20 protein-coding genes and 3 pseudogenes are annotated in these 18,421 nt (G+C 72.4%); 12 read left to right on the forward strand and 11 right to left on the reverse strand.

The window, feature by feature from the left end; translation table 11 throughout:
- The first annotated feature begins 49 nt into the window (after nt 1-49).
- The 3 genes from ABZ565_RS16010 to ABZ565_RS16020 are packed head-to-tail and all read left to right on the forward strand — an operon-like array spanning nt 50 to nt 1,450.
- Nucleotides 50-598, forward strand: coding sequence for a hypothetical protein (locus ABZ565_RS16010; protein ID WP_361026134.1), 549 nt, complete (start codon nt 50-52; stop codon nt 596-598).
- Nucleotides 599-635: 37 nt separating this feature from the next.
- Complete coding sequence (locus ABZ565_RS16015; RefSeq protein WP_361026137.1) at nt 636-977, forward strand: hypothetical protein; 342 nt, start codon at nt 636-638, stop codon at nt 975-977.
- A gap of 11 nt (nt 978-988) precedes the next feature.
- Complete coding sequence (locus tag ABZ565_RS16020) at nt 989-1,450, forward strand: glutaredoxin domain-containing protein (protein ID WP_361026140.1); 462 nt, start codon at nt 989-991, stop codon at nt 1,448-1,450.
- On the opposite strand, the gene ABZ565_RS16025 is transcribed toward ABZ565_RS16020, so the two are convergent.
- From ABZ565_RS16025 to ABZ565_RS16045, 5 genes are all read right to left on the reverse strand, one after another.
- A complete protein-coding gene (locus ABZ565_RS16025) occupies nt 1,447-2,334 on the reverse strand; it encodes an NAD-dependent protein deacetylase (RefSeq protein WP_361026143.1) in 888 nt (295 codons plus the stop codon). The genes ABZ565_RS16020 and ABZ565_RS16025 overlap by 4 nt on opposite strands.
- A 39-nt stretch (nt 2,335-2,373) precedes the next feature.
- The gene (rph, locus tag ABZ565_RS16030) at nt 2,374-4,974 is read right to left on the reverse strand and encodes a rifamycin-inactivating phosphotransferase (RefSeq protein WP_361026145.1); all 2,601 of its coding nucleotides are present in this window, start codon (nt 4,972-4,974) and stop codon (nt 2,374-2,376) included.
- 195 nt (nt 4,975-5,169) lie between these two features.
- Complete coding sequence (locus ABZ565_RS16035; RefSeq protein WP_361026148.1) at nt 5,170-6,177, reverse strand: adenylate cyclase regulatory domain-containing protein; 1,008 nt, start codon at nt 6,175-6,177, stop codon at nt 5,170-5,172.
- The gene (locus ABZ565_RS16040) at nt 6,174-6,623 is read right to left on the reverse strand and encodes a universal stress protein (protein WP_361026151.1); all 450 of its coding nucleotides are present in this window, start codon (nt 6,621-6,623) and stop codon (nt 6,174-6,176) included. The genes ABZ565_RS16035 and ABZ565_RS16040 overlap by 4 nt, the downstream gene beginning before the upstream one ends.
- Nucleotides 6,624-6,745: 122 nt before the next feature.
- Complete coding sequence (locus tag ABZ565_RS16045; RefSeq protein WP_361026154.1) at nt 6,746-7,342, reverse strand: SUKH-4 family immunity protein; 597 nt, start codon at nt 7,340-7,342, stop codon at nt 6,746-6,748.
- 118 nt (nt 7,343-7,460) lie between these two features.
- Between ABZ565_RS16045 and ABZ565_RS16050 the strand changes: the two genes are divergently transcribed.
- On the forward strand, nt 7,461-8,000 hold the full coding sequence (locus ABZ565_RS16050) for a GNAT family N-acetyltransferase (RefSeq protein WP_361026157.1): 540 nt from the start codon (nt 7,461-7,463) through the stop codon (nt 7,998-8,000).
- An 18-nt stretch (nt 8,001-8,018) separates the two neighbouring features.
- On the opposite strand, the gene ABZ565_RS16055 is transcribed toward ABZ565_RS16050, so the two are convergent.
- Complete coding sequence (locus ABZ565_RS16055; protein WP_361026160.1) at nt 8,019-8,429, reverse strand: Rid family hydrolase; 411 nt, start codon at nt 8,427-8,429, stop codon at nt 8,019-8,021.
- Nucleotides 8,430-8,549: 120 nt separating this feature from the next.
- Here ABZ565_RS16055 and ABZ565_RS16060 point away from each other — a divergent pair.
- Nucleotides 8,550-9,293: pseudogene (locus tag ABZ565_RS16060) on the forward strand (DUF4253 domain-containing protein); the annotation flags it as partial.
- 22 nt (nt 9,294-9,315) lie between these two features.
- Here the strand turns inward: ABZ565_RS16060 and ABZ565_RS16065 are convergent.
- Nucleotides 9,316-9,990: a ThuA domain-containing protein gene (locus ABZ565_RS16065; RefSeq protein ID WP_361026163.1), complete on the reverse strand. Its 675-nt coding sequence runs from the start codon at nt 9,988-9,990 to the stop codon at nt 9,316-9,318.
- 150 nt (nt 9,991-10,140) lie between these two features.
- Here ABZ565_RS16065 and ABZ565_RS16070 point away from each other — a divergent pair, with 150 nt between their 5' ends.
- The 5 genes and pseudogenes from ABZ565_RS16070 to ABZ565_RS16090 all read left to right on the forward strand — a co-directional run.
- Nucleotides 10,141-10,365, forward strand: coding sequence for a hypothetical protein (locus ABZ565_RS16070; protein ID WP_164404171.1), 225 nt, complete (start codon nt 10,141-10,143; stop codon nt 10,363-10,365).
- 68 nt (nt 10,366-10,433) lie between these two features.
- Nucleotides 10,434-11,129 carry a response regulator transcription factor gene (locus ABZ565_RS16075; protein WP_361026167.1) on the forward strand — a complete coding sequence of 232 codons (696 nt, stop codon included), beginning with the start codon at nt 10,434-10,436 and terminating at the stop codon, nt 11,127-11,129.
- Nucleotides 11,122-12,201, forward strand: a complete 1,080-nt coding sequence (locus tag ABZ565_RS16080) for a HAMP domain-containing sensor histidine kinase (RefSeq protein ID WP_361026170.1) — start codon at nt 11,122-11,124, stop codon at nt 12,199-12,201. Before ABZ565_RS16075 ends, ABZ565_RS16080 begins: the two co-directional genes overlap by 8 nt.
- A gap of 70 nt (nt 12,202-12,271) precedes the next feature.
- Nucleotides 12,272-12,958 (forward strand): VanZ family protein, encoded by a 687-nt coding sequence (locus ABZ565_RS16085; RefSeq protein ID WP_361026173.1) that lies wholly within the window; start codon nt 12,272-12,274, stop codon nt 12,956-12,958.
- Nucleotides 12,959-13,053: 95 nt separating this feature from the next.
- A pseudogene (locus tag ABZ565_RS16090) lies at nt 13,054-13,539 on the forward strand (DUF3152 domain-containing protein); the annotation flags it as partial.
- Between the two features lie 214 nt (nt 13,540-13,753).
- Here ABZ565_RS16090 and ABZ565_RS16095 read toward each other — a convergent pair.
- Entirely contained in the window at nt 13,754-14,380 is a 627-nt protein-coding gene (locus ABZ565_RS16095) for a TetR/AcrR family transcriptional regulator (protein WP_361026176.1), read from the reverse strand.
- A gap of 131 nt (nt 14,381-14,511) precedes the next feature.
- Between ABZ565_RS16095 and ABZ565_RS16100 the strand changes: the two genes are divergently transcribed.
- Together ABZ565_RS16100 and ABZ565_RS16105 are read left to right on the forward strand one after the other, a co-directional pair.
- A complete protein-coding gene (locus tag ABZ565_RS16100; protein WP_361026179.1) occupies nt 14,512-15,330 on the forward strand; it encodes an alpha/beta hydrolase in 819 nt (272 codons plus the stop codon).
- Between the two features lie 42 nt (nt 15,331-15,372).
- The gene (locus ABZ565_RS16105; protein WP_361026182.1) at nt 15,373-15,582 is read left to right on the forward strand and encodes a DUF4287 domain-containing protein; all 210 of its coding nucleotides are present in this window, start codon (nt 15,373-15,375) and stop codon (nt 15,580-15,582) included.
- 58 nt (nt 15,583-15,640) lie between these two features.
- On the opposite strand, the gene ABZ565_RS16110 is transcribed toward ABZ565_RS16105, so the two are convergent.
- The 3 genes and pseudogenes from ABZ565_RS16110 to ABZ565_RS16120 all read right to left on the reverse strand — a co-directional run bounded on the left by ABZ565_RS16110 (nt 15,641) and on the right by ABZ565_RS16120 (nt 18,380).
- The gene (locus tag ABZ565_RS16110; protein WP_361026185.1) at nt 15,641-16,912 is read right to left on the reverse strand and encodes an MFS transporter; all 1,272 of its coding nucleotides are present in this window, start codon (nt 16,910-16,912) and stop codon (nt 15,641-15,643) included.
- Nucleotides 16,909-17,448 carry a helix-turn-helix domain-containing protein gene (locus tag ABZ565_RS16115; RefSeq protein ID WP_361026188.1) on the reverse strand — a complete coding sequence of 180 codons (540 nt, stop codon included), beginning with the start codon at nt 17,446-17,448 and terminating at the stop codon, nt 16,909-16,911. Before ABZ565_RS16115 ends, ABZ565_RS16110 begins: the two co-directional genes overlap by 4 nt.
- Before the next feature lie 128 nt (nt 17,449-17,576).
- Nucleotides 17,577-18,380: pseudogene (locus ABZ565_RS16120) on the reverse strand (NAD(P)H-binding protein).
- Nucleotides 18,381-18,421: the final 41 nt, after the last annotated feature.

Genomic DNA, 18,421 nt, shown 5'->3' on the forward strand with positions numbered 1-18,421 from the left:
GGCCCGTTATGGTCTTTCCGCCGTGCACAGGACCGATCGGGGGGCCTTCGTGAGTCTGACCGCACAGATACTGCCGCTCGCGGGTGTCGCCCTGGGGGCCGTCACCTCGTTCCTGGTGACCGGCGCCAACGAGCGTACGAGATGGCGCAGGCAGCAGTCCGTCCGGTGGGACGAACGCCGCCTCACCGCCTACGCCGACTACGCCCACGCGGTCAAGGAGCTGGCGGCGCGCTACCAGATGCTGGCCGCCGGGCGGGGACTCACGACCGGCCCCATCCCCGTGGAGGCGACGCCCGAGGTCCTGGCCGAGGTGGGCCAGCTGGAGTCGCGGCGCTCCGCGCTCTCGGAGACGCTCGGCCTGCTCGGCGACACGGAGGCGAACACCGCGTCCAAGTCCGTGGACCACTGTCTGTGGCGGCTGGAGTCCCTGGCCCGGGGCGTCGAGACCGCGGTCGAGCAGGACTGGGACCAGGCGTACCTGCAGTTCCGGCGGGCCCGCGACCGTTATGTCGACCGTGCACGGGCCAGTCTCGGCGTGCCGGGGGCCGCCGCCCGCGCCGTGCCCTGGCCGGACGACTGGCGGCCCGCCGCCGGCTGAGCGGTGCCGACGCGTCGTGCGCTACCTTCCTGGGGCTATGGACGACGACGCCGAGGCACCCTTCATCGACCCGGAGCCGGACTACCCGTGCTGCTGGTTCTGCCCCGCGCTGCGGCTGCCCCGCACCGGCTTCCTCGTCGCGGACCGGCCCAGCCGGGACTGGCCGTTCGACGCGGCTGACGGCTTCCGGTACACCGTGGAGACCCGCACCCCGGTCTGCGTGCACCCCGGCCGCGTCGGCCTGGCGGCGGAGCTCACCGCGCGGACCTATGCGGACCCGCCGCCGCCGGACCCCGAGGGGGAGGTCCCGCATGGGCGTCCGCGCCGGTGGTGGCGGCTGCGGCGGCCCGGGTTCCGGCCCGTACCGGCGCGTCGGTAGCCTGGGGCGCCATGATGCGTGCCTGGTTGCTGCCGATCGTCTTCCTCGCCGTCGGAGCGGCCGCCGGGGCCGGGTCGATCGTCCGGGGGAGCACCCCCGAAGGCGTCGTCTTCCTGGTGGCCTTCGCGCTGCTCGGGGGGCTGAACTCGCCCCTGGTCTTCCCCAGGTCGGTCAGCGCGGCGGAGGCCCGGCGCCGCAGCGCGGCCGACGGCCGGCCGGTCGTCTTCTGGCGGCCGGGCTGCACGTACTGCCTGCGGCTGCGGTTCCGGCTGCGCCGGCAGGCCCGTCGGCTGCACTGGGTCGACATCTGGCGCGACCCCGAGGCCGCCGCCGCGGTGCGGGCGGTCAACGACGGCAACGAGACCGTGCCGACCGTCTTCGTGGCCGGTCGGCCCCACACCAACCCGGACCCGGCGTGGGTACGCGCCCAGCTCGCCTCCACGGACCGGCCCGGACCGCATGGGAGGCCCTAGCCCTCGACCCGCAGCCCCAGCCGGTCCGCCACCGTGCCCAGGGCCGCCCCGAGCGGGAGCCCGATCCGTGTGACGGCCTGGCCGTCGCCCCGGGTCGGCTCGCGGTTGACGATGAGCACCGGCTTCCCGGCCTGCGCCGCCTGCCGGACGAAGCGCAGCCCGGACATCACCGTCAGCGAGGACCCCAGAACGAGCAGCGAGGTAGCCGTACGGACCAGCTCGCGGCAGTGCTCGACCCGCGCCGGGGGCACCGACTCGCCGAAGAACACCACGTCCGGCTTGAGGATGCCGCCGCAGACCTCGCACGGCACCACCCGGAAGTCCCCGACCTGCTCGTCGGTGAGGTCGGCGTCGCCGTCCGGATTGACCCCGGCCGCCACCGGCTGGAACCCGGGGTTCGCCTCCTCAAGGCGCCGGGCGACCTCGCGGCGGGCGACCAACGTCCCGCAGGTCAGGCAGACGACCCGGTCCAGGCCCCCGTGGAGCTCCACCACGTCCTCGCTGCCGGCGGCCTGGTGCAGGCCGTCGACGTTCTGGGTGATCACCCCGGCGAGCGAGCCACCGCGCCCGAACGCGGCGACCGCCCGGTGACCGGCGTTCGGGAGCGCGCGCCGGAACGTCTTCCAGCCGAGGTGGCTGCGCGCCCAGTACCGCCGCCGGGCCTGGGCGCCGGACGTGAAGTCCTGATACGTCATCGGCGTGTGCCGGCTCAGGCTTCCGCCCTCGCCCCGGTAGTCCGGGATGCCGGACTCCGTCGAGATACCGGCTCCGCTCAGCACCAGCACACCGCCCCGGCCGAGCGCATCGACAACGGGTTCCAGGTCGGTGGTGGCCGGGGGCAGCCCTGTGGTGGGAGTCCAGCTGAGAGTGGGACGCATGCGCATCCCTCCAGGGTACGGAACCGGCCCCCCACCGCCCCGCCGTCAGGACAGCAGCTCGATGTACCCGTCGGTGCCGTGGACGCGGATGCGCTGCCCGTCCCGGATGCGCCGCGTGGCGTGTTCCACGCCCACGACGGCCGGCAGCCCGTACTCCCGGGCGATCACCGCGCCATGGGTCATCAGCCCGCCCACCTCGGTCACGAGCCCCGCGATCCCGACGAACAGCGGTGACCAGCTGGGATCCGTGAAGGTGGTGACCAGGATGTCGCCCGCTTCGAGATCCGCCTCGCTCACGTCCAGAATGACCCGGGCCCTTCCCTCGACGGTTCCGGCGGAAACCGGCAGGCCGTTCAGCGCGCCCTCCGGCACGTCGTCCCGCCGGTACGCCCCGTTCACCGCCTCGCCGTCCGAGGTGAGCACCCGGGGCGGGGTGAGCGCGCTGTACGCCCGGAACTCCTCCCTGCGCCGCCGGATGAGATCCCGGTCCACCGCGCCGGAGCGCACGGCGTCACCGAGCTCCTCCAGCGTGAGGTGGAAGGCGTCGTCCCGGTCGGCCAGCACCCCGGCGTCGACCAGGCGGTCGGCCTCCCGCACGAGGGCCTGCTTGTACAGGAAGTAGCGGCAGACGATCGCGTACTTCGGGTACTCGCGGTACCCGATGAACGTGCGGACCCGGTCGATCATCCGCTTGGTCTCCTCCGCCTTCCGGTCGCCGTCCGGAAGGGCCCGCAGCCGTGCGAGCACGTCCCGCTCCTTCGCCAGGGCCTTCCGGCGGCCCTCCTCGAAGCGCCGCGCGGCCGCGCCCGGCCCGAAGAGCCGTACGTTGTCGAGGATCACCGGCACGAGCGCGGTGGGGCGCTCGCTCCAGCGCGGCCGGGTGATGTCGATCTCGCCGACGCACCGCATGCCGTACCGGTCGAGATACGCCTCGATGGCCTGGCGGGCCTCGGCCCCGCCGGCGACCTTCGCCAGGCCGTCCAGGAAACCGTCGTCGTCCCCCACGCCCCGCAGATACGCCACCGCCTCCGGATGCGGGCGGATCGCGTCGGCGACATCGAGGAGCGCGAGGCCCATCTCCGAGGTCACGTTGTCGGGGGCGGACAGGGTGAGCGTGTCGGCCGCGTTCTTCTCGCCGAGCCATTCCAGCAGCGTGTCGTTGAGCCACCAGGTGGACTCCATGCCCGCCATGATCGCCTGCATGCTCACGGGGTCGCCGAGCACCCGCTTGTGCTCCTCGAAGGCCCTCGGCAGGAAGTCGAACAGCGCCGGCCCTGTGTGCGTCCGGATGTCCCGCGCCAGGGCGGCGACGGACGCCTCGCTGCGCGCGATCAGCTCGGCGACGACGGCCGGGTCGGTCGCGATCGGGGCGGGCGCGCCACCGGCGGGTGGCGCGGCGGGCGCCGGGTCCGGGAGCTCCGGGACGAAGCCGGGGTGCGCGAGCACGGTCTCCAGGGCGTCCCTGACCAGCGGATCGCCCTTGCCCATCATGTCCAGGAGCCCGGCCCGGACCGAGGGCGCCGCGAGGCGCCGGGTGACGTCCACGAACAGCCGCCCGCCGGCCTCCAGCATCGGAGCCATCGCCGTCAGCCGCCACATCGACAGGCCCAGGGGCTTCATCGCGTCGGTCATCATCTGCTGGTGCCCCACGGAGACGTAGACGTGGTTCCCGTCGTCCGCCACCTCGGGGACGGGGAACAGCGTCGTGATCGGCCGGCTCTGGACGATCCGGAATCCGTCGTCGGACAGACACCACTCGATGTCCTGCGGCCGGCCGAAGTGCGCCTCGATCCGCCGCCCGAGCTCCACGAGTCCGAGGACCTGCTCGTCCGTCAGCGCCGGTTCCTCCCGCCGCCGTGCGTCGACCGCCACCTCCCGGGTGCCACCGCCCTCCAGGGCCTCGACGGCGCGCTCCTTGGCGGCGATCGACCTGGCGGTGATTTCGCCGTCGCGCACGGTGAAGACGTCCGGGTTGACCAGGCCGGAGACCAGGGCCTCGCCCAGCCCGAAGCCGGCGTCCACCGTGGCGTCCTTGCGGTTGCCCGTCACCGGGTCGGCCGTGAAGAGGATGCCCGACGCCCGTGGGAACACCATCCGCTGCACGACGACGGCCATGTGCACGGCACGGTGGTCGATGCCGCCCCGCCGGCGGTATGTCACGGCCCGCTCGGTGAACAGCGACGCCCAGCACCGGCTGAGGTGACGGAGCACCGCCTCCGGACCCACGACGTTCAGATACGAGTCCTGCTGGCCGGCGAAGGAGGCCGTCGGCAGGTCCTCCGCTGTCGCGCTGGACCGTACGGCGTACGCGGTGTGCACGCCCTGCCGGGCGAGTGCGCCGGTGACCGCCGCCACCATGTCCTCCGGCAGGGCAAGGCCCTCGATGGTCCGCCGGATCTCCGCGCTCAGGGTGCGCACGGCCTCCCGGTCGTCCGGGTCCACGACCGCCAGCCGGCCGAGCTGTTCGGCGACCGCCGGTTCCGAGGCCACGACGCGCCGGAAGGCGTCCGTGGTCACGCAGAAACCGCCCGGCACCCGGACGCCCTCGATCCGCGACAGCGTGGCCAGGTGTGCGCCCTTGCCGCCGACGGCCGCGACCGGCGCCCCATCGGCCTCGTTCAGATCCCACACGTAGCGCTCGCGCACGCAGCGTCCTCATTTCCGCAGGTCGGGGTGGTCAGGCCGATGATTCTGCGGCACCCCCCGGCCCTTGCCGCAAGCCCCCCGGTGCGCTATATGTTGGTTACGGCAGGGAGAGGGTTCTCCCTGCTTCTTGTTTTTTGTACGCCGTGCCGGGCGGTCCGTCCGCCATCGGCACGCGCCCCCGGCCACCTCATCGGGTCACGAACCGGACCTGCCCCTCCGCAGGAGGACCGGCCGCAGCCGGTTGTAGCCGCGCACCGACACCGGACGCAGCGGCCTCAGCGTGTACGCCGCCACCCCCGCGAGCTCCCCGGCGAGCGCGGTGTTGACCAGGACGGACGCGGGGCGGGCCACCGCCGTGAGCCGGGCCGCGATGTTGACCGCCGCCCCGTAGACGTCACCGAAGCGGCCGATCACGGGGCCGTGGGCCAGCCCGGTCCGCACCTGCGGCAGCTTCGGGTCGGCCTGGGCCCGGGCCGTCAGCTCCAGGCCGATCCCGGCGGCGTCGGCCGCCGACTCGCAGACGAAGAGCACCTCGTCACCGATGGTTTTCACCACCTGACCCCGGCCCTCGGCCACCACATCGCCGGTCATGGTCTCGAACCGGTCGAGCACGCCCACCAGTTCGGCGCCGTCCAGACCGCGGGTCATCCGGGTGTAGCCCACCATGTCGGTGAACCCGACCGCGCGTTCCCGGACATGCGCGCCGTCACCGGCCACGGCGCCGTCCTCCCGCTCCTCGGTGAGCAAGTGCCCGGCGTGCGCGACGAGATGGCGGCGCCAGACGTACCGCTGGACGCGCTCGATCTCCGGCAGCAGCGCCGCCATGTGCTCCAGGAGGGCTTCCCGGCCGGGCGAGGGTTCTCCGCCGCGCCCCATCCAGTCCCGCAAGGTGTCCACCTGCCAGTCGGCGAGCCGGGAGAGGTGGTGGCCCAGGGCCCGGGCCATCATGGTCTCGCTGTGCTCGGTGATCAGCCCGGCCGCGATGAGGCGTTCCCCCGCGCGCAGGGCCTCGACGTCGGCATCGGTGAACACCTCGGCCTCGTCGTCCACCGCCGGGAACCCGAGCGCGCGCCACACCCTTACGGCACGCTCGAACTCCACCCCGGCGCGCGCGGCCACGTCCCGCCGCGTCCAGACCCGGCCCCCACCGAGCAGCACCTCCTCGACGGATCCCGGGCCCGCGCCGTCCGGCCGCCCGCTCACGTGGTGTGCACGATCAGGACGTCGAGGCCGGCCTTCCTGGCGACGTCCGCCGGCACGGAGCCGAGGAGCCGCCCCGCCAGCGACCGCAGCCCCCGGTTGCCGACCACCAGGAGGTCGGCCGAGCACTTCCGGGCCGTCCGCACGAGCGAGGGGACCGGCTCGCCCTCCACGGCGACCGTGCGTACCTCGGCCGCGCCCTGGAGGCGGGCGCGGTCCTTCGCGGTTCTCAGGGTCTCCTCGGCCGGCGCCGAGCCCACCACCTGGTACGCCTCCGCGCCCAACTGATCCTGCGCAGCCGCGAGTTCGGGACCGCGCATGGGTGCGTACGCGCAAGTGATGACGAGCTCGGCACCGCACACGGCGGCGAGGCGTGCGGCGGCCTCGACGGCCGCGTACGACGATTCGGATCCGTCCGTGCCGACCAGCAGGGTCCGATAGGCGGTCAAGGCAAACTCCTTACTCCGAAGTAAACTTACTTCTGGGTAAGGTACGGGCCGTGGCGAACCCGGGCAAGAGTGCGGTGGGCCCGCCCGGGACAGCTAGCTCGCGAAGTCCTTGCCGCGATGGATCAGCCGTACAGCGTCGCCGCCCCCGGGCTGCCGGCCGCGAAGCGCTGACCCGCGGCGATCTCGTCGGCGACCACCGACCACACGGACTCCTCGTCCCCGAAGGGCAGCGGGTCCACCTCGCTCGTCGTCCGCCGGATGTGCTCCACCTCGCGGTCCAGACGCTCGAAGTCGGCATCCTCGTCGGCGCCTGCACGGCCGAAGGCGAACTCCTCCAGCAGCCGCTGGAGCCGCAGGGTCACGTGGACGAGGGAGGAGACATCCGTGTGCAGCGCCCGCACGGTCTCCTCGTCCGGGTCGACGGCGTACACCGTGCCGGAGTCCGGATCGAGTGCGAGGTGCGCGTTCAGCAGCCAGCCGATCACCGGCCACTCGCCCGCGCCCTCGGCGTCGGCCACCTCCCGTACGAGGGGGAGGCGGCCCGACTCCGGACCGGGGGCCCGGAGCGAGAGCGTCCCGGTGGGCACGCCCACGGTCCGCAGAAGCCGGGCGCCCTCGGTGCGGGCGGCATGGGGCGGGAAGCCGGCGGCGGGCAGGGTGGCGATCCTGTCCTCGCCGAAGAGGGCGACGAGTTCGGTACGGGTGATGGCGAACAGCACGAGTGGGGCTCCGGGAATCGGCGGCAGGCGGACGAAGGGCCGGGGGACAGCATCACCCACAACGGTAGGTGCGGCGCCACCCCGGGCTCGCGACGGCCGTGGGGGTAGGTTCCCGGCCATGGTTGAACCGAGCTTTCTGCCCTGGCCGCCCCCGCCGATCCATACCGCACGGCTCGTGTTGCGCGAATCCGAGAGCCGGGACCGCCCGGCGTTCATCGAGCTGTTCGCCTCACCGGAGGTGAACAGCTACCTGGGCGGCCCCCGCCCGCGCGTCGAGCTCGACCACGAAGTGCCCGAGACACCGGGGAGGCGCCCGGGGCACTTCGTGGTCGAGCTGGACGGAGCGATGATCGGCACCGTCGAGCTCAAGCGCCGCGACCTGGAACGTCCGGACGCGGTCCGCCCGGACGCCGGGAGGGCCGAACTGGGCTACCTGCTGCTGCCGGAGGCATGGGGCCAGGGGTACGCCGCGGAGGCGTGTGCGGCGGTCCTCGGCCGGTTCTCCGATACGTGCCCAGGCGAACCCGTGGTGCTCTTCACCCAGACCGCCAACACCCCCTCCATGCGCCTCGCCGAGAAGCTCGGCTTCACCGAGGTCCACCGCTTCGAGGCGTGGGGTGCCGAACAGTGGATGGGCGTACGGCCCCCGGCCGCGTAACCGCTCACCCCACCGGTGTCAGGCGTCGAGCACCGCGGCGACCGCCTCGATCTCGACCAGCTGGTCCTTGTAGCCCAGCACGGTGACGCCCATCAGCGTGCTGGGCACGTCATGCTCGCCGAAGGCGTCCCGGACCACCTGCCAGGCCGTCACCAGGTCCTCCTGGCGGCTCGACGCCACGAGCACCCGGGTGCTGATGACGTCCTGGACCGACGCACCGGCGGCACGGAGGGCGACCTCCATGTTCTCGACGGCCTTGAGCGCCTGGCCCGCGTAGTCCCCGACCGCCGCCGTCGAACCGTCGTCGTTCAACGGGCACGCCCCGGCGAGGAAGATCAGCCGCGATTCGGCGGGCGCGGTGGCCGCATACGCGTACTCGGCGACATCGGAGAGGGCGGCCGAGCGGATCAGGGTGACGGCGCGGGGCATGATGCGGGTCCAATCGCGTAGAGAGCCGAACCCGGACATCCTGCCAACGAACCACGGATCGGTCCTCTTCTTTTTCGCCACCGCACCGGACTGTCGGAGGCAGGCCCTACGGTGCCGCCCATGTCGTTCACCCTGCCCGACGGTCTGCCCCACGGCCGTTTCCATCGCTCCGGCAGGGCGGAAGTGTGGATCTCGGACGCGTTCCCCCACGATGTCGCCCAGCTGTGGCCCAGCCTCGTGGACCGGACGGCGGCCCCCGGCCTGGTTCCGCTTCTCTGTTGGCCCGCAGTCATCGGGGCCCCGCTCGGCCTCAAGCACGTCGACGCCGTCCGCCTGGAGGAAACGCTGGCCGAGGACTTCAACGCGTACCGGCGTGAGCGGCTGCGCCGGTGGACCGACACCACACCCGCCCCGGTGCCCGAAGGCATCGAACCGTGGCCCCACGACCCGGGTCCGCCCTTCGAAAGGTGGCCGGGCCCGGCGCCCGGGGCACCGCCCTCGGCCGCGCATCCGGAGCCGGAGCAAGCCGCGGCGGGGCACTCCGGGCTGGGGGAGTGCCGGCTCGTGCTCGTCCCCGCCCGCCGCGGCAGCGACGCCCTCGCGTCGATCGGCTGGACGGCCGACGCACCGCTCCCGCTCCTGTGCGCGCTCCTGCGCAGCTGGGAGGAACGCTTCGGCGCCCAGGTCGTGGCCGTGTTCGGCGGCGAGCTGCACGTCGCCGTCGCCCGGCCGCCGGCCGATGCGGACCACGCCGACCTCCTCGCCCTGGAGCACGTGCTGACGCGGGCCGCCAGCATCGTGGACGACCCGCCCACCCCGTTCCCCGAATACGCCACGGACCTCGTGGGGCGGACGGCTTGGGCGTTCTGGTGGGACTGGCGGGGCCTCAGCCCGCCGCCCACCGCAGCCCGCCCAGCAGGTGGGCACGGAAGGCGGGGTCGGTGTAGGCGGCCTCCGCGTGTCCCAGGGACGTGTAGAACGAGCGGCCCGCGTCCGACTCCCGGCACCACACCAAGGGGTGATCGGCCCCCATGCCCCCGCCCTCGTAACCGGTCTCGGCGATCGTCGCGAGGACCCGTACACCGGGGAGGTGGCGCGGGTTGCTCCGGAAGTCGTACCACTCGTCGTCCCAGTCCCAGCGCGGCGGCAGATGGCGTGTCGCCGGATGCTCCCGGTCCTCGATCAGCAAGGTGCCGGGCTGGAAGGGGGGATGCCCGGCGAAGCGTGTGCCGATCAGCTCCCCGTAGTACGGCCAGTCGTACTCGGTGCACGCGGCGGAGTGGACGCCCATGAAACCGCAGCCGTCGGAGAGCCGGCGCCGGAGCGCGGCCCGCCCCTCCGGTGTGAGCACGTCCCCGCTGGTGGACAGGAAGACCACCGCACCGCGTCCCGCCAGGGACGCGTCGGTGAAGACCGAGGGGTCCTCGGAGCACTCCACCCCGAACCCGTGCTCCTCGCCCAGCTCGCGCAGGGCCGCCCGCCCGGCGGGGATCGAGTCGTGGCGGTAGTCCGTGGTGCGGGTGAAGACGAGAACGTCCGACAGGCGGCCGGTACTAGGCATGCTGCGACTCCGGGTCCAGGGGTGTGCGCGGTGGTGACGGTCAACGGCAGTGTGCCCCGGAGGCCGGGCATCCGGCGCGTACGTACCGGTTGGGCAACCGTTCACCACCGGGGGGCCACCCCGGCAGGGGGCGGTCCCTAGACTCGCCGTATGAACAACCTCACGTGCACCCACTGCGGAACCGTCGGCCTGGAGGACGGCTTCATCGAGGACGCCGGCGAGCACTCGCGCGGGTACGCCCGCTGGATCGAGGGCGCGCTGGAGCGCGGTGTATTCGGCGGCGCCAAGCGCATGGGCCGGCCGCGCCGGCAGATCGAGGCGTTCCGCTGCCCCAAGTGCGGCCACCTCGACCTGTTCGCCACCGGCCAGGTGTAGGGCCGGTCCGGCGGACGCCCGCCGTTTCGGATACGCCCACGATATGCGGCGGCTCGTAGCATGGCCGCATGCGTGTGCTGATCGTCGAGGACGAACCGTATATGGCGGAAGCCATCCGCGATGGTCTGCGCCTGGAGGCCATCGCGGCCGACATCGCGGGCGACGGCGACACCGCGCTCGAACTGCTGAGCATCAACAGCTACGACATCGCCGTCCTCGACCGGGACATCCCCGGGCCCTCCGGCGACGAGATCGCCAAGCGCATCGTCGCCTCCGGGAGCGGCACGCCGATCCTGATGCTCACCGCGGCCGACCGTCTGGACGACAAGGCGTCCGGCTTCGGACTCGGCGCCGACGACTACCTCACCAAGCCCTTCGCCATGCGGGAGCTGGTGCTCAGGCTCCGGGCCCTCGACCGCAGACGCGCGCACAGCCGGCCACCCGTGCAGGAGGTCGCGGGCCTGCGCCTGGACCCCTTCCGCCGTGAGACCTACCGCGACGGCCGCTACGTGGCGCTGACCCGCAAGCAGTTCGCGGTGCTCGAAGTCCTCGTCGCCGCGGAAGGCGGCGTCGTCAGCGCCGAGGAACTTCTGCGACGGGCGTGGGACGAGAACGCCGACCCGTTCACCAACGCCGTACGCATCACCGTCTCCGCCCTGCGCAAGCGACTCGGCGAGCCGTGGATCATCGCCACCGTGCCGGGCGTCGGCTACCGCATCGACACCGCGCCGGGGCCGGGCGACGGGGCGACCGACCGTGGCTAGACAGCCCGGTCTGAGCATTCGCCTCAAGCTCACCCTCAGCTACACCGGGTTCGTCCTGCTGGCCGGCATCCTGATGCTCGTCACCGGGTGGCTGTTCCTGACGCGCGTCCCGCACATCGGGCTGGTCTTCGTGCCCGACTACCAGCTCGCCGTCGCACGCGACTTCGCCCCGCTGGCCGCCATGACGCTGGCGTTCCTGCTGGTGTTCGGACTCGGCGGCGGATGGTTCCTCGCCGGCCGCATGCTCGCCCCGCTCAACAGCATCACGCAGGCCACCCGCACGGCCGCCACGGGCTCGCTGTCCCACCGCATCCGGCTCCCCGGACGCCAGGACGAGTTCCGCGAACTCGCCGACGCCTTCGATACCATGCTCGCCCAACTCGAGGCCCACGTCGGCGAACAGCAGAGGTTCGCCGCCAACGCCTCGCACGAACTGCGCACCCCGCTCGCCGTGACGAAGGCACTGCTCGACGTGGCCCGCGCCGACCCGGACCGCGGCACCGACCCGCTCATCGACCGCCTCCACACCGTCAACACCCGGGCCATCGACCTCACCGAGGCGCTGCTCCTGCTCAGCCGGGCCGACCGGCAGACCTTCACACGCGAGGACGTCGACCTCTCCCTCGTGGCGGAGGAAGCGACCGAAACACTTCTGCCGCTCGCCGAGAAGCACGGGGTCACCCTGGAGACCGACGGTGACATCGCGCCCACGACCGGCTCGCCGGCCCTCCTGCTCCAGCTGACCACCAACCTCGTGCACAACGCGATCGTCCACAACCGGCCCGAGCACGGCAGCGTACGGGTCACCACCGAGGTCCGCCCCCGCACCGTGGTGCTCACCGTCGAGAACACCGGTGACCCGGTCCCACCGGACCTCGTCCCCCGCCTCACCGAACCGTTCCAGCGCGGCACCGAACGCGTGCACACCGACCATCCCGGCGCAGGGCTCGGCCTGGCCATCGTCAGGTCCATCACCCATGCCCACCACGGCACGCTCACCCTCACCCCGGGTCCCACCGGCGGACTCCGCGTCACGGTCGAACTGCCCGCCGCCTCCGCGCCGCGATCCTGACCGCACATATCGTCCGCGTATCGGAATGCGCATACGCCCCCGCAACCGCCCCGCGTGTGGAGTAAGGGGCATGGACCAGAACACCGCACTGCCCACCTCGCCCCGCCGCGCCCGAAGAGTCGTCCGCCTGGTCGTGCTCACCGTCCTCGGCATCGTCGCGGCGGCCGTCGCCCCATTCGTGCTGCGCATGTTCGTGGTGTCCGTGCCCATGGTCGTGCACGGTGGCTGGTACGCCTGGTTCGGGACGTTCAACGGCGTCATGCTGACCATGGTGGCCGCGCTGCCGCTGTCCGCGCTGATCGTGTGGTTTCTGACGCGCAGGCGCAGGGCGGCGGGCGTGGAGCGGGCCCGGGCGCGGCGCGCGTCGTTGGCCGAGGTGGGCATGGTGCACGGAACGGTGCCGTGGGTGTGGCTCATCCTGATGCCGGGCGCGCACGCCGGTGAGGTCCCCGGCCGTGTCAGCCTGGTCCCGCTGGTGGACCTGGTCACGATGGGAACGCTCGGGCTGCTCGGCAATCTGCTGGTGTTCGCCGCGCTCGGCTTCTTCGCCCCGATGCGGTACGCCGCGCTGGCGTCGCTGCCGCGCGTCCTGGCGCTCGGGGCGGGCCTGTCCGTCCTGCTGGAAACCCTGCAGTACGTGCTCCGGCTCGACAGGGTCTCCTCGGTGGACGACGTCCTGGTCAACGCGACCGGCGCCACCCTGGCCGCCCTCGCGTCCACCCGGTGGTGGCTGCCGCGCGAGGAGGCCGCGAAGTGACCGGCCGCTCGGATACCGTGCGCACCCACCGGGCTTCGGTCCGACGGCGCCCCCGGGCAGTGGTCACCGCGCTGCTCCTGGCCCTCGCGGCGGCCGTGGCCTGGCTGTGCGCCGGCCACGGACTCCCGGGCAGGTCCGGCCCGGGTGCGACGCCCGCCGCCGCTGGGGAAACCCGCCGGGGGGAGCGCACACCCGAAGCGACCGCCCACGGCACCGCCTCCGTACCGGAGTCCGGACCTGGCACCTTCACCGTCGCGGCCGCCGACGCGCACCGCACCGGCGCGGGCCGGCCGTACCGGGTGGAGGTCGAGGACGGCATCGGTGTCGGCCCGGACGCGGCCGCCGAGCAGATCACCGCGATCCTCGACGACGAACGGGGCTGGGCGCACGGGGCCGGCGTCGCCTTCCGGCAGGTGGCCGACGACAGTGCCACGCTCGTCATCCGCATCGCCACACCGGACACGGCCGACGCCATCTGCGCCACCGGCGGCCTGGACACCGAGGGCGAACTCAACTGCCGGGTGGGGCGGACGGTGGCCGTCAACCTCAAGCGATGGCAGCTGGGTTCACCCCAGTTCGCCGGGCCGCCCGAGGAGTACCGCGCACTGATCATCAACCACGAGGTCGGGCCACTGGCTGGGCTACGACCACCGCGAATGCCCCGGTCCCGGCCGGCCCGCCCCGGTGATGATGCAGCAGATCAAGGGCCTGCACGGCTGTGTCTCGAACGCCTGGCCCTACGCGGCGGACGGCGGCTTCATCGACGGCCCCAAGGCGCCCTGAGCCGACAGGAGTTCACGCATAGGCGGCCAGGAAGGCGCGGACACCGCCGTCCGCGAAGCGGTCCAGCTCGGCTTCGGTGTGCTGGGCGCTGCCGTGGAACATGGCCTGGTTCACCGGGATCCACAGCAGCAGCCCGGAGAAGTGGTGGGCGGCCAGAAGCGGGTCGGGGGTCTTGAGGAGCCCCTCGTCGGTCAGACGTCGGAAGGTGTCCGCCAGCGTGGCGAGGACCCGCTCGAACCCTTGCTCGTACCAGGCCGCGCCGAGCTCCGGGAAGGCGTCGGCGTTGGCGATGATCAGGCGCCGCAGCTGGATCACCTGGGGCTGGGTGAGGCCCGTGAGGAACTGCCGGGCGAGCCGGGTCAGGTTCTCGTCGAGCGTTTCCGCGTGGGCGGGGATGTCGGCCACCAGGTTGACCAGGGCGTCGATGCGGTCCGTGGTGGCCAGCACGATGTCGGCGAACAGCTTCTCCTTGTCCGCGAAGTGCTTGTAGACGGTCTGCTTGGAGACCGCGGCCAGCTTCGCGATGTCGTCCATGCTCGTGCCCGCGTATCCCTTGTTCAGGAACACCTCGGTCGCGGCCTCCAGGATCGCCTGGTGCTTCCGCGTCGACCGGCTGTCCATCATCGGCTCCCTCTCCACGTCCGCTTCTGCGTAGCCGAAGAGTACTGGACTGATCAGTACTCAGGTGAGTACTGTACCGTCCAGTACCAGATCGCGGCCCGCTGCGGTCCGGAAACCATGTCAACCATGCATCTATGGGGGTATTTCGCATGAGCAGGACCGTGGACAAGGTCGTCTCCGCCGACGGCACGGCCATCGCTTTCGAGAAGCAGGGGACGGGTCCCGCTGTGGTGCTCGTCGGCGGCGCCCTGATGACCCGGGGCGCCTCGGCCGAACTCGCCGCGCTGCTGGCCGGTGAGTTCACGGTGATCACGTACGACCGCCGGGGCCGGGGTGACAGCGGGGACGGCCCCGCGTACGACGTGCGCCGCGAGATCGAGGACATCGACGCGCTCATCGAGGGCCCGGGAGGCGGCTCCGCCATGCTCTTCGGGATGTCCTCGGGCGCCGTGCTTGCCCTGGAGGCGACGGCCCGGGGGAGTGCCGTCCCGCGGCTCGCGCTGTACGAGCCGCCGTTCATCACGGACGACAGCCGACCGCCGCTGCCCGCCGATTACGTGGCACACCTGATGGAGCTGACCGGCCGCGAGGCTTTCGGGGACGCCGTCGCGTACTTCATGACGGCGGCGGTCGGTGTGCCCGGCGAGGTGGTCGCGGGCATGCGGCAGGCCCCGTTCTGGGCGGAGATGGAAGCTGTCGCCCACACCCTTTCGTACGACGGCCGGATCATGGGCGACACCATGTCCGGCCGACCGCTGCCGGTCGAGCGCTGGGCTTCGGTGACCGTGCCGGTGCTCGTCGGCAGCGGAGACCTGGGCGATCCGCACATGCTGACCGGCGCCCGCGAACTCGCGGCGACGGGCGACAACTTCACCCTCCGGGTTTTCCCGGGGGAGGAGCACGACATCGCGGCGCAGACCCTGGCGCCGGCCCTCACCGACTTCTTCGGCGGCACACAGGCGCGCTGATCAGCACGGCCACCATTCACCCACACCAGAAGGAGGCACCGCATGACCGCACAGGTCAAGGGACCCGCCGGCTACTTCCCCTCCATCGAGAAGAAGTACGGCCGCCCCGTCGACGAGTGGAAGGACATGATCCGCGCGTCCGACCTGACCAGGCACATGGAGGTCGTCGCCTGGCTCAAGACCGAACACGGCCTGGGCCACGGCCACGCCAACGCCCTGGTCGCCCACACGCTGGCGGAACAGAGCAAGTGAACGCGGCCCGCCCGCTCCGTGGTCCACGGAGCGGGCGGGCCGGCGCCGGGGGAGGCGTTCACGCCGGGTCGAGCGCACCGCCCTGGGTGGTCTCCTCGGCCGGGGCGGCCGCCCGCAGCGCCGCCTCGACGCGGCGGTTGTTCGTCATGGACGCGGTGACGGCCGTCATCGTCAGGAGCAGCGCCGCGGCCGTGTAGAGCGGGGTGCGGATGTCGTACGCGGTCGCCAGCCAGCCGCCGGCGAAGGCCCCGAGGGGCGCGGCGCACATCGCGAGCATCCGTGAGGTGGACGCGACCCGGCCCATGAGGTGGCCCGGAACGATCGCCTGGCGCAGGGAGGGCCCGAGCACCATCGTGGCGCCCATGGCCCCCCCGCAGACGGCGAGGGCCAGCCCGGCCACGTACGGGTTCGAGGCGGAGGCCAGACCCAGGATCGCCAGCCCTTCGATCGCGGCCGTGCAGGTCAGCGCGGTTCCGGTGCCGAGGCGCCGGCCCAGCTGGGAGGCTATGGCCGCGCCGAGCAGGCCGCCGGTGGCCTCGGCGGTCAGCAACAGACCGAAGCCGTACGTGCCGATTCCGAGGCGCTCGTGGGCGAAGAGGACGAGGACCGTCTCCACGGCGAGGAAGGCGATGTTCCCGACCGCCGGGCGCAGTGCCAGGCCGAGCAGCAACGGGTTGCGGAAGACGTAGGACGCGCCGGCCCGGGCCTGCTTGAGCAGAGACTCCCGGGCCTCCGGAACGGGCCGGGGCATGGCGGGCAGCGTACGCACGAGGAGAGCGGAGAGCGCGAAGGACACGGCGTCGGCGACCAGCGGAACCGCCCGTCCGAGTGCGAGCAGTGCGCTGCCCGCGGGTGGCCCCGCGAAGCCGGACATCGCGGTCTGGGCGCCGCGCAGGCGGGAGTTGGCGCGCTCCAGCTGCGCGGGATCGCGGCTGAGCAGGTCCGGCAGATAGGCCGTGGCCGCGGTGTCGAAGAAGAGCCCGCCGAGGCCGAGCAGGAACGCGACGGCCGCCAGCAGCGGAATGCTCAGCATGTCGAGCCCGGCCGCCACCGCGGGTATCGCCAGCAGCACCGCACGTCCCGTGTCGGCCACCCACATGGTGCGCCGACGGTCCCAGCGGTCCACGAGCGCGCCGCCGAGGACCCCGAAGAGCAGCCATGGCAGGGTACCCGCGGCCGTGACGACGGCGAGTGCCAGCGGGTCCCGCGTCAGCGTGAACGCGATCAGCGGCAGTGCGGCGTGCGTGATCCCGTCGCCGAGCGAGGAGATCGTCTGGGCGGTCCACAGCCGGCCGAATCCGGTCGGCAACTTCGGTATGCCGTTCTTCACTTGGCGTCCTCCTCGGTCTGCCGGACCGGTGCGGGACGGAAGAGTGCGAACACGAGCGAGGTGTCCGGCAGCGACGGATCGGACAGCTTCCGGTACTCGTCCGCCAGGGCCTGCAACCGTGCCCCCAGCTCCGCGAACTGCTCGTCGGTGAGCCGCAGATGCGCCATCCGCACATGCCGTTCGCCCTCCGCCGGGGATGCCTCCAGATCCGCCACCGCGTGCCGCATCAGCACATCCGGTCCTCCGTCGCCCGGATCCGGCAGCTCGATCGACCGCGCGGCCATCGCGTAATACCGCTCCATGACACCCCGCACCTTGCGCGTCCGCACCACCTTCACCAGGCCGGCCCGCTCCAGGAGTCGCACGTGATAGCTGGAACTCCCCTTCGCGAGACCGACCCGCTCGGCGATCTGGGTGATCGTCGCCGGCTCGAAGCGGAGCACGGCCATGATCCGGTGGCGCGTCAGATTGGAGACCGCGCGCAGCTGCTCGTCGGTGGTCACATGAAACGTCTCGGGGACGTCGTCGGTTGGCATGCCCACAATGGTCAACGATTCTTGACCATTGCGCAAGAGATTTACGCGTCGAGGCGTCAAAAGACGTGCAGAGGACGGGATTCCGCACGTCCCGTGCCTCAGCGGAAGGCGTCGGCGTGCTCCGCGGCCTACCGCCGGAACGTCCTGGCCGGTGTGCCGGTGACGTGCTGGACGGTGTCGCGCACGGCGAGCAGTTCCTCATTGGCGTCTCCGCCCATGACATCGAGCACCGCGTCCGCGTCCTCCTCCCCGACGACGCCGGCCATCCACCGGCGGGCCTCCGGCCTGCCGATCTCCGTGAACGGAACCGGGCGCCCGATCGCGGACGCGACGGCCTCCACCTGCTGCCGGGCCGGCATCGGCTCCGGGCCGGTCAAGGCGTACGTCCGCCCGCGATGGCCGGGCTCGGTCAGTGCGACCCGGGCCACCGACGCGATGTCCGCGGGATGGATCGTGGGCAGCCCCAGGTCCGCGAACGGCGTGCGGACCGCTTCCCCCGCGCGGATCGAGGTGGCCCATAGCAGTGCGTTCGAGGCGAACTGGGTCGGCCGCAGGACGGTCCAGTCCATGCCGCTGTCCTTCAGCAACCGCTCAACCGCCAGATTCTGGGTGGCGGGGCCGAGATGCGGATGGGTCAGGACGGTAATGGACGACACCAGCACCACGTGCTCCACGCCGGCCCGCCGCGCCGCCGCGATGATGCCCGCGTCCGGCCCGACGCGCGAGGGCAGGAACAGCGACCGCGCCCCGGTCAGCGCGGCCTCCAGGGACTCCGGCACCGCGAGGTCGCCCTAGACGGCCTCGACCCCGGCGGGGAACGCCGCCCGTGAGACGTCACGGGTCAACGCTCTCAGCGGGCCCGCCCCCTGGGCGTACAACTCCCTCAGTAAGACGCCTCCGATGTTTCCGGTGGCTCCGGTCACGAGGATCATGGCGTGTTCTCCCGTCGTCGGGCGATTGACTTGCGAACACG

It is taken from the genome of Streptomyces sp. NPDC016469 (assembly GCF_040632905.1).
Lineage (GTDB): Bacteria > Actinomycetota > Actinomycetes > Streptomycetales > Streptomycetaceae > Streptomyces.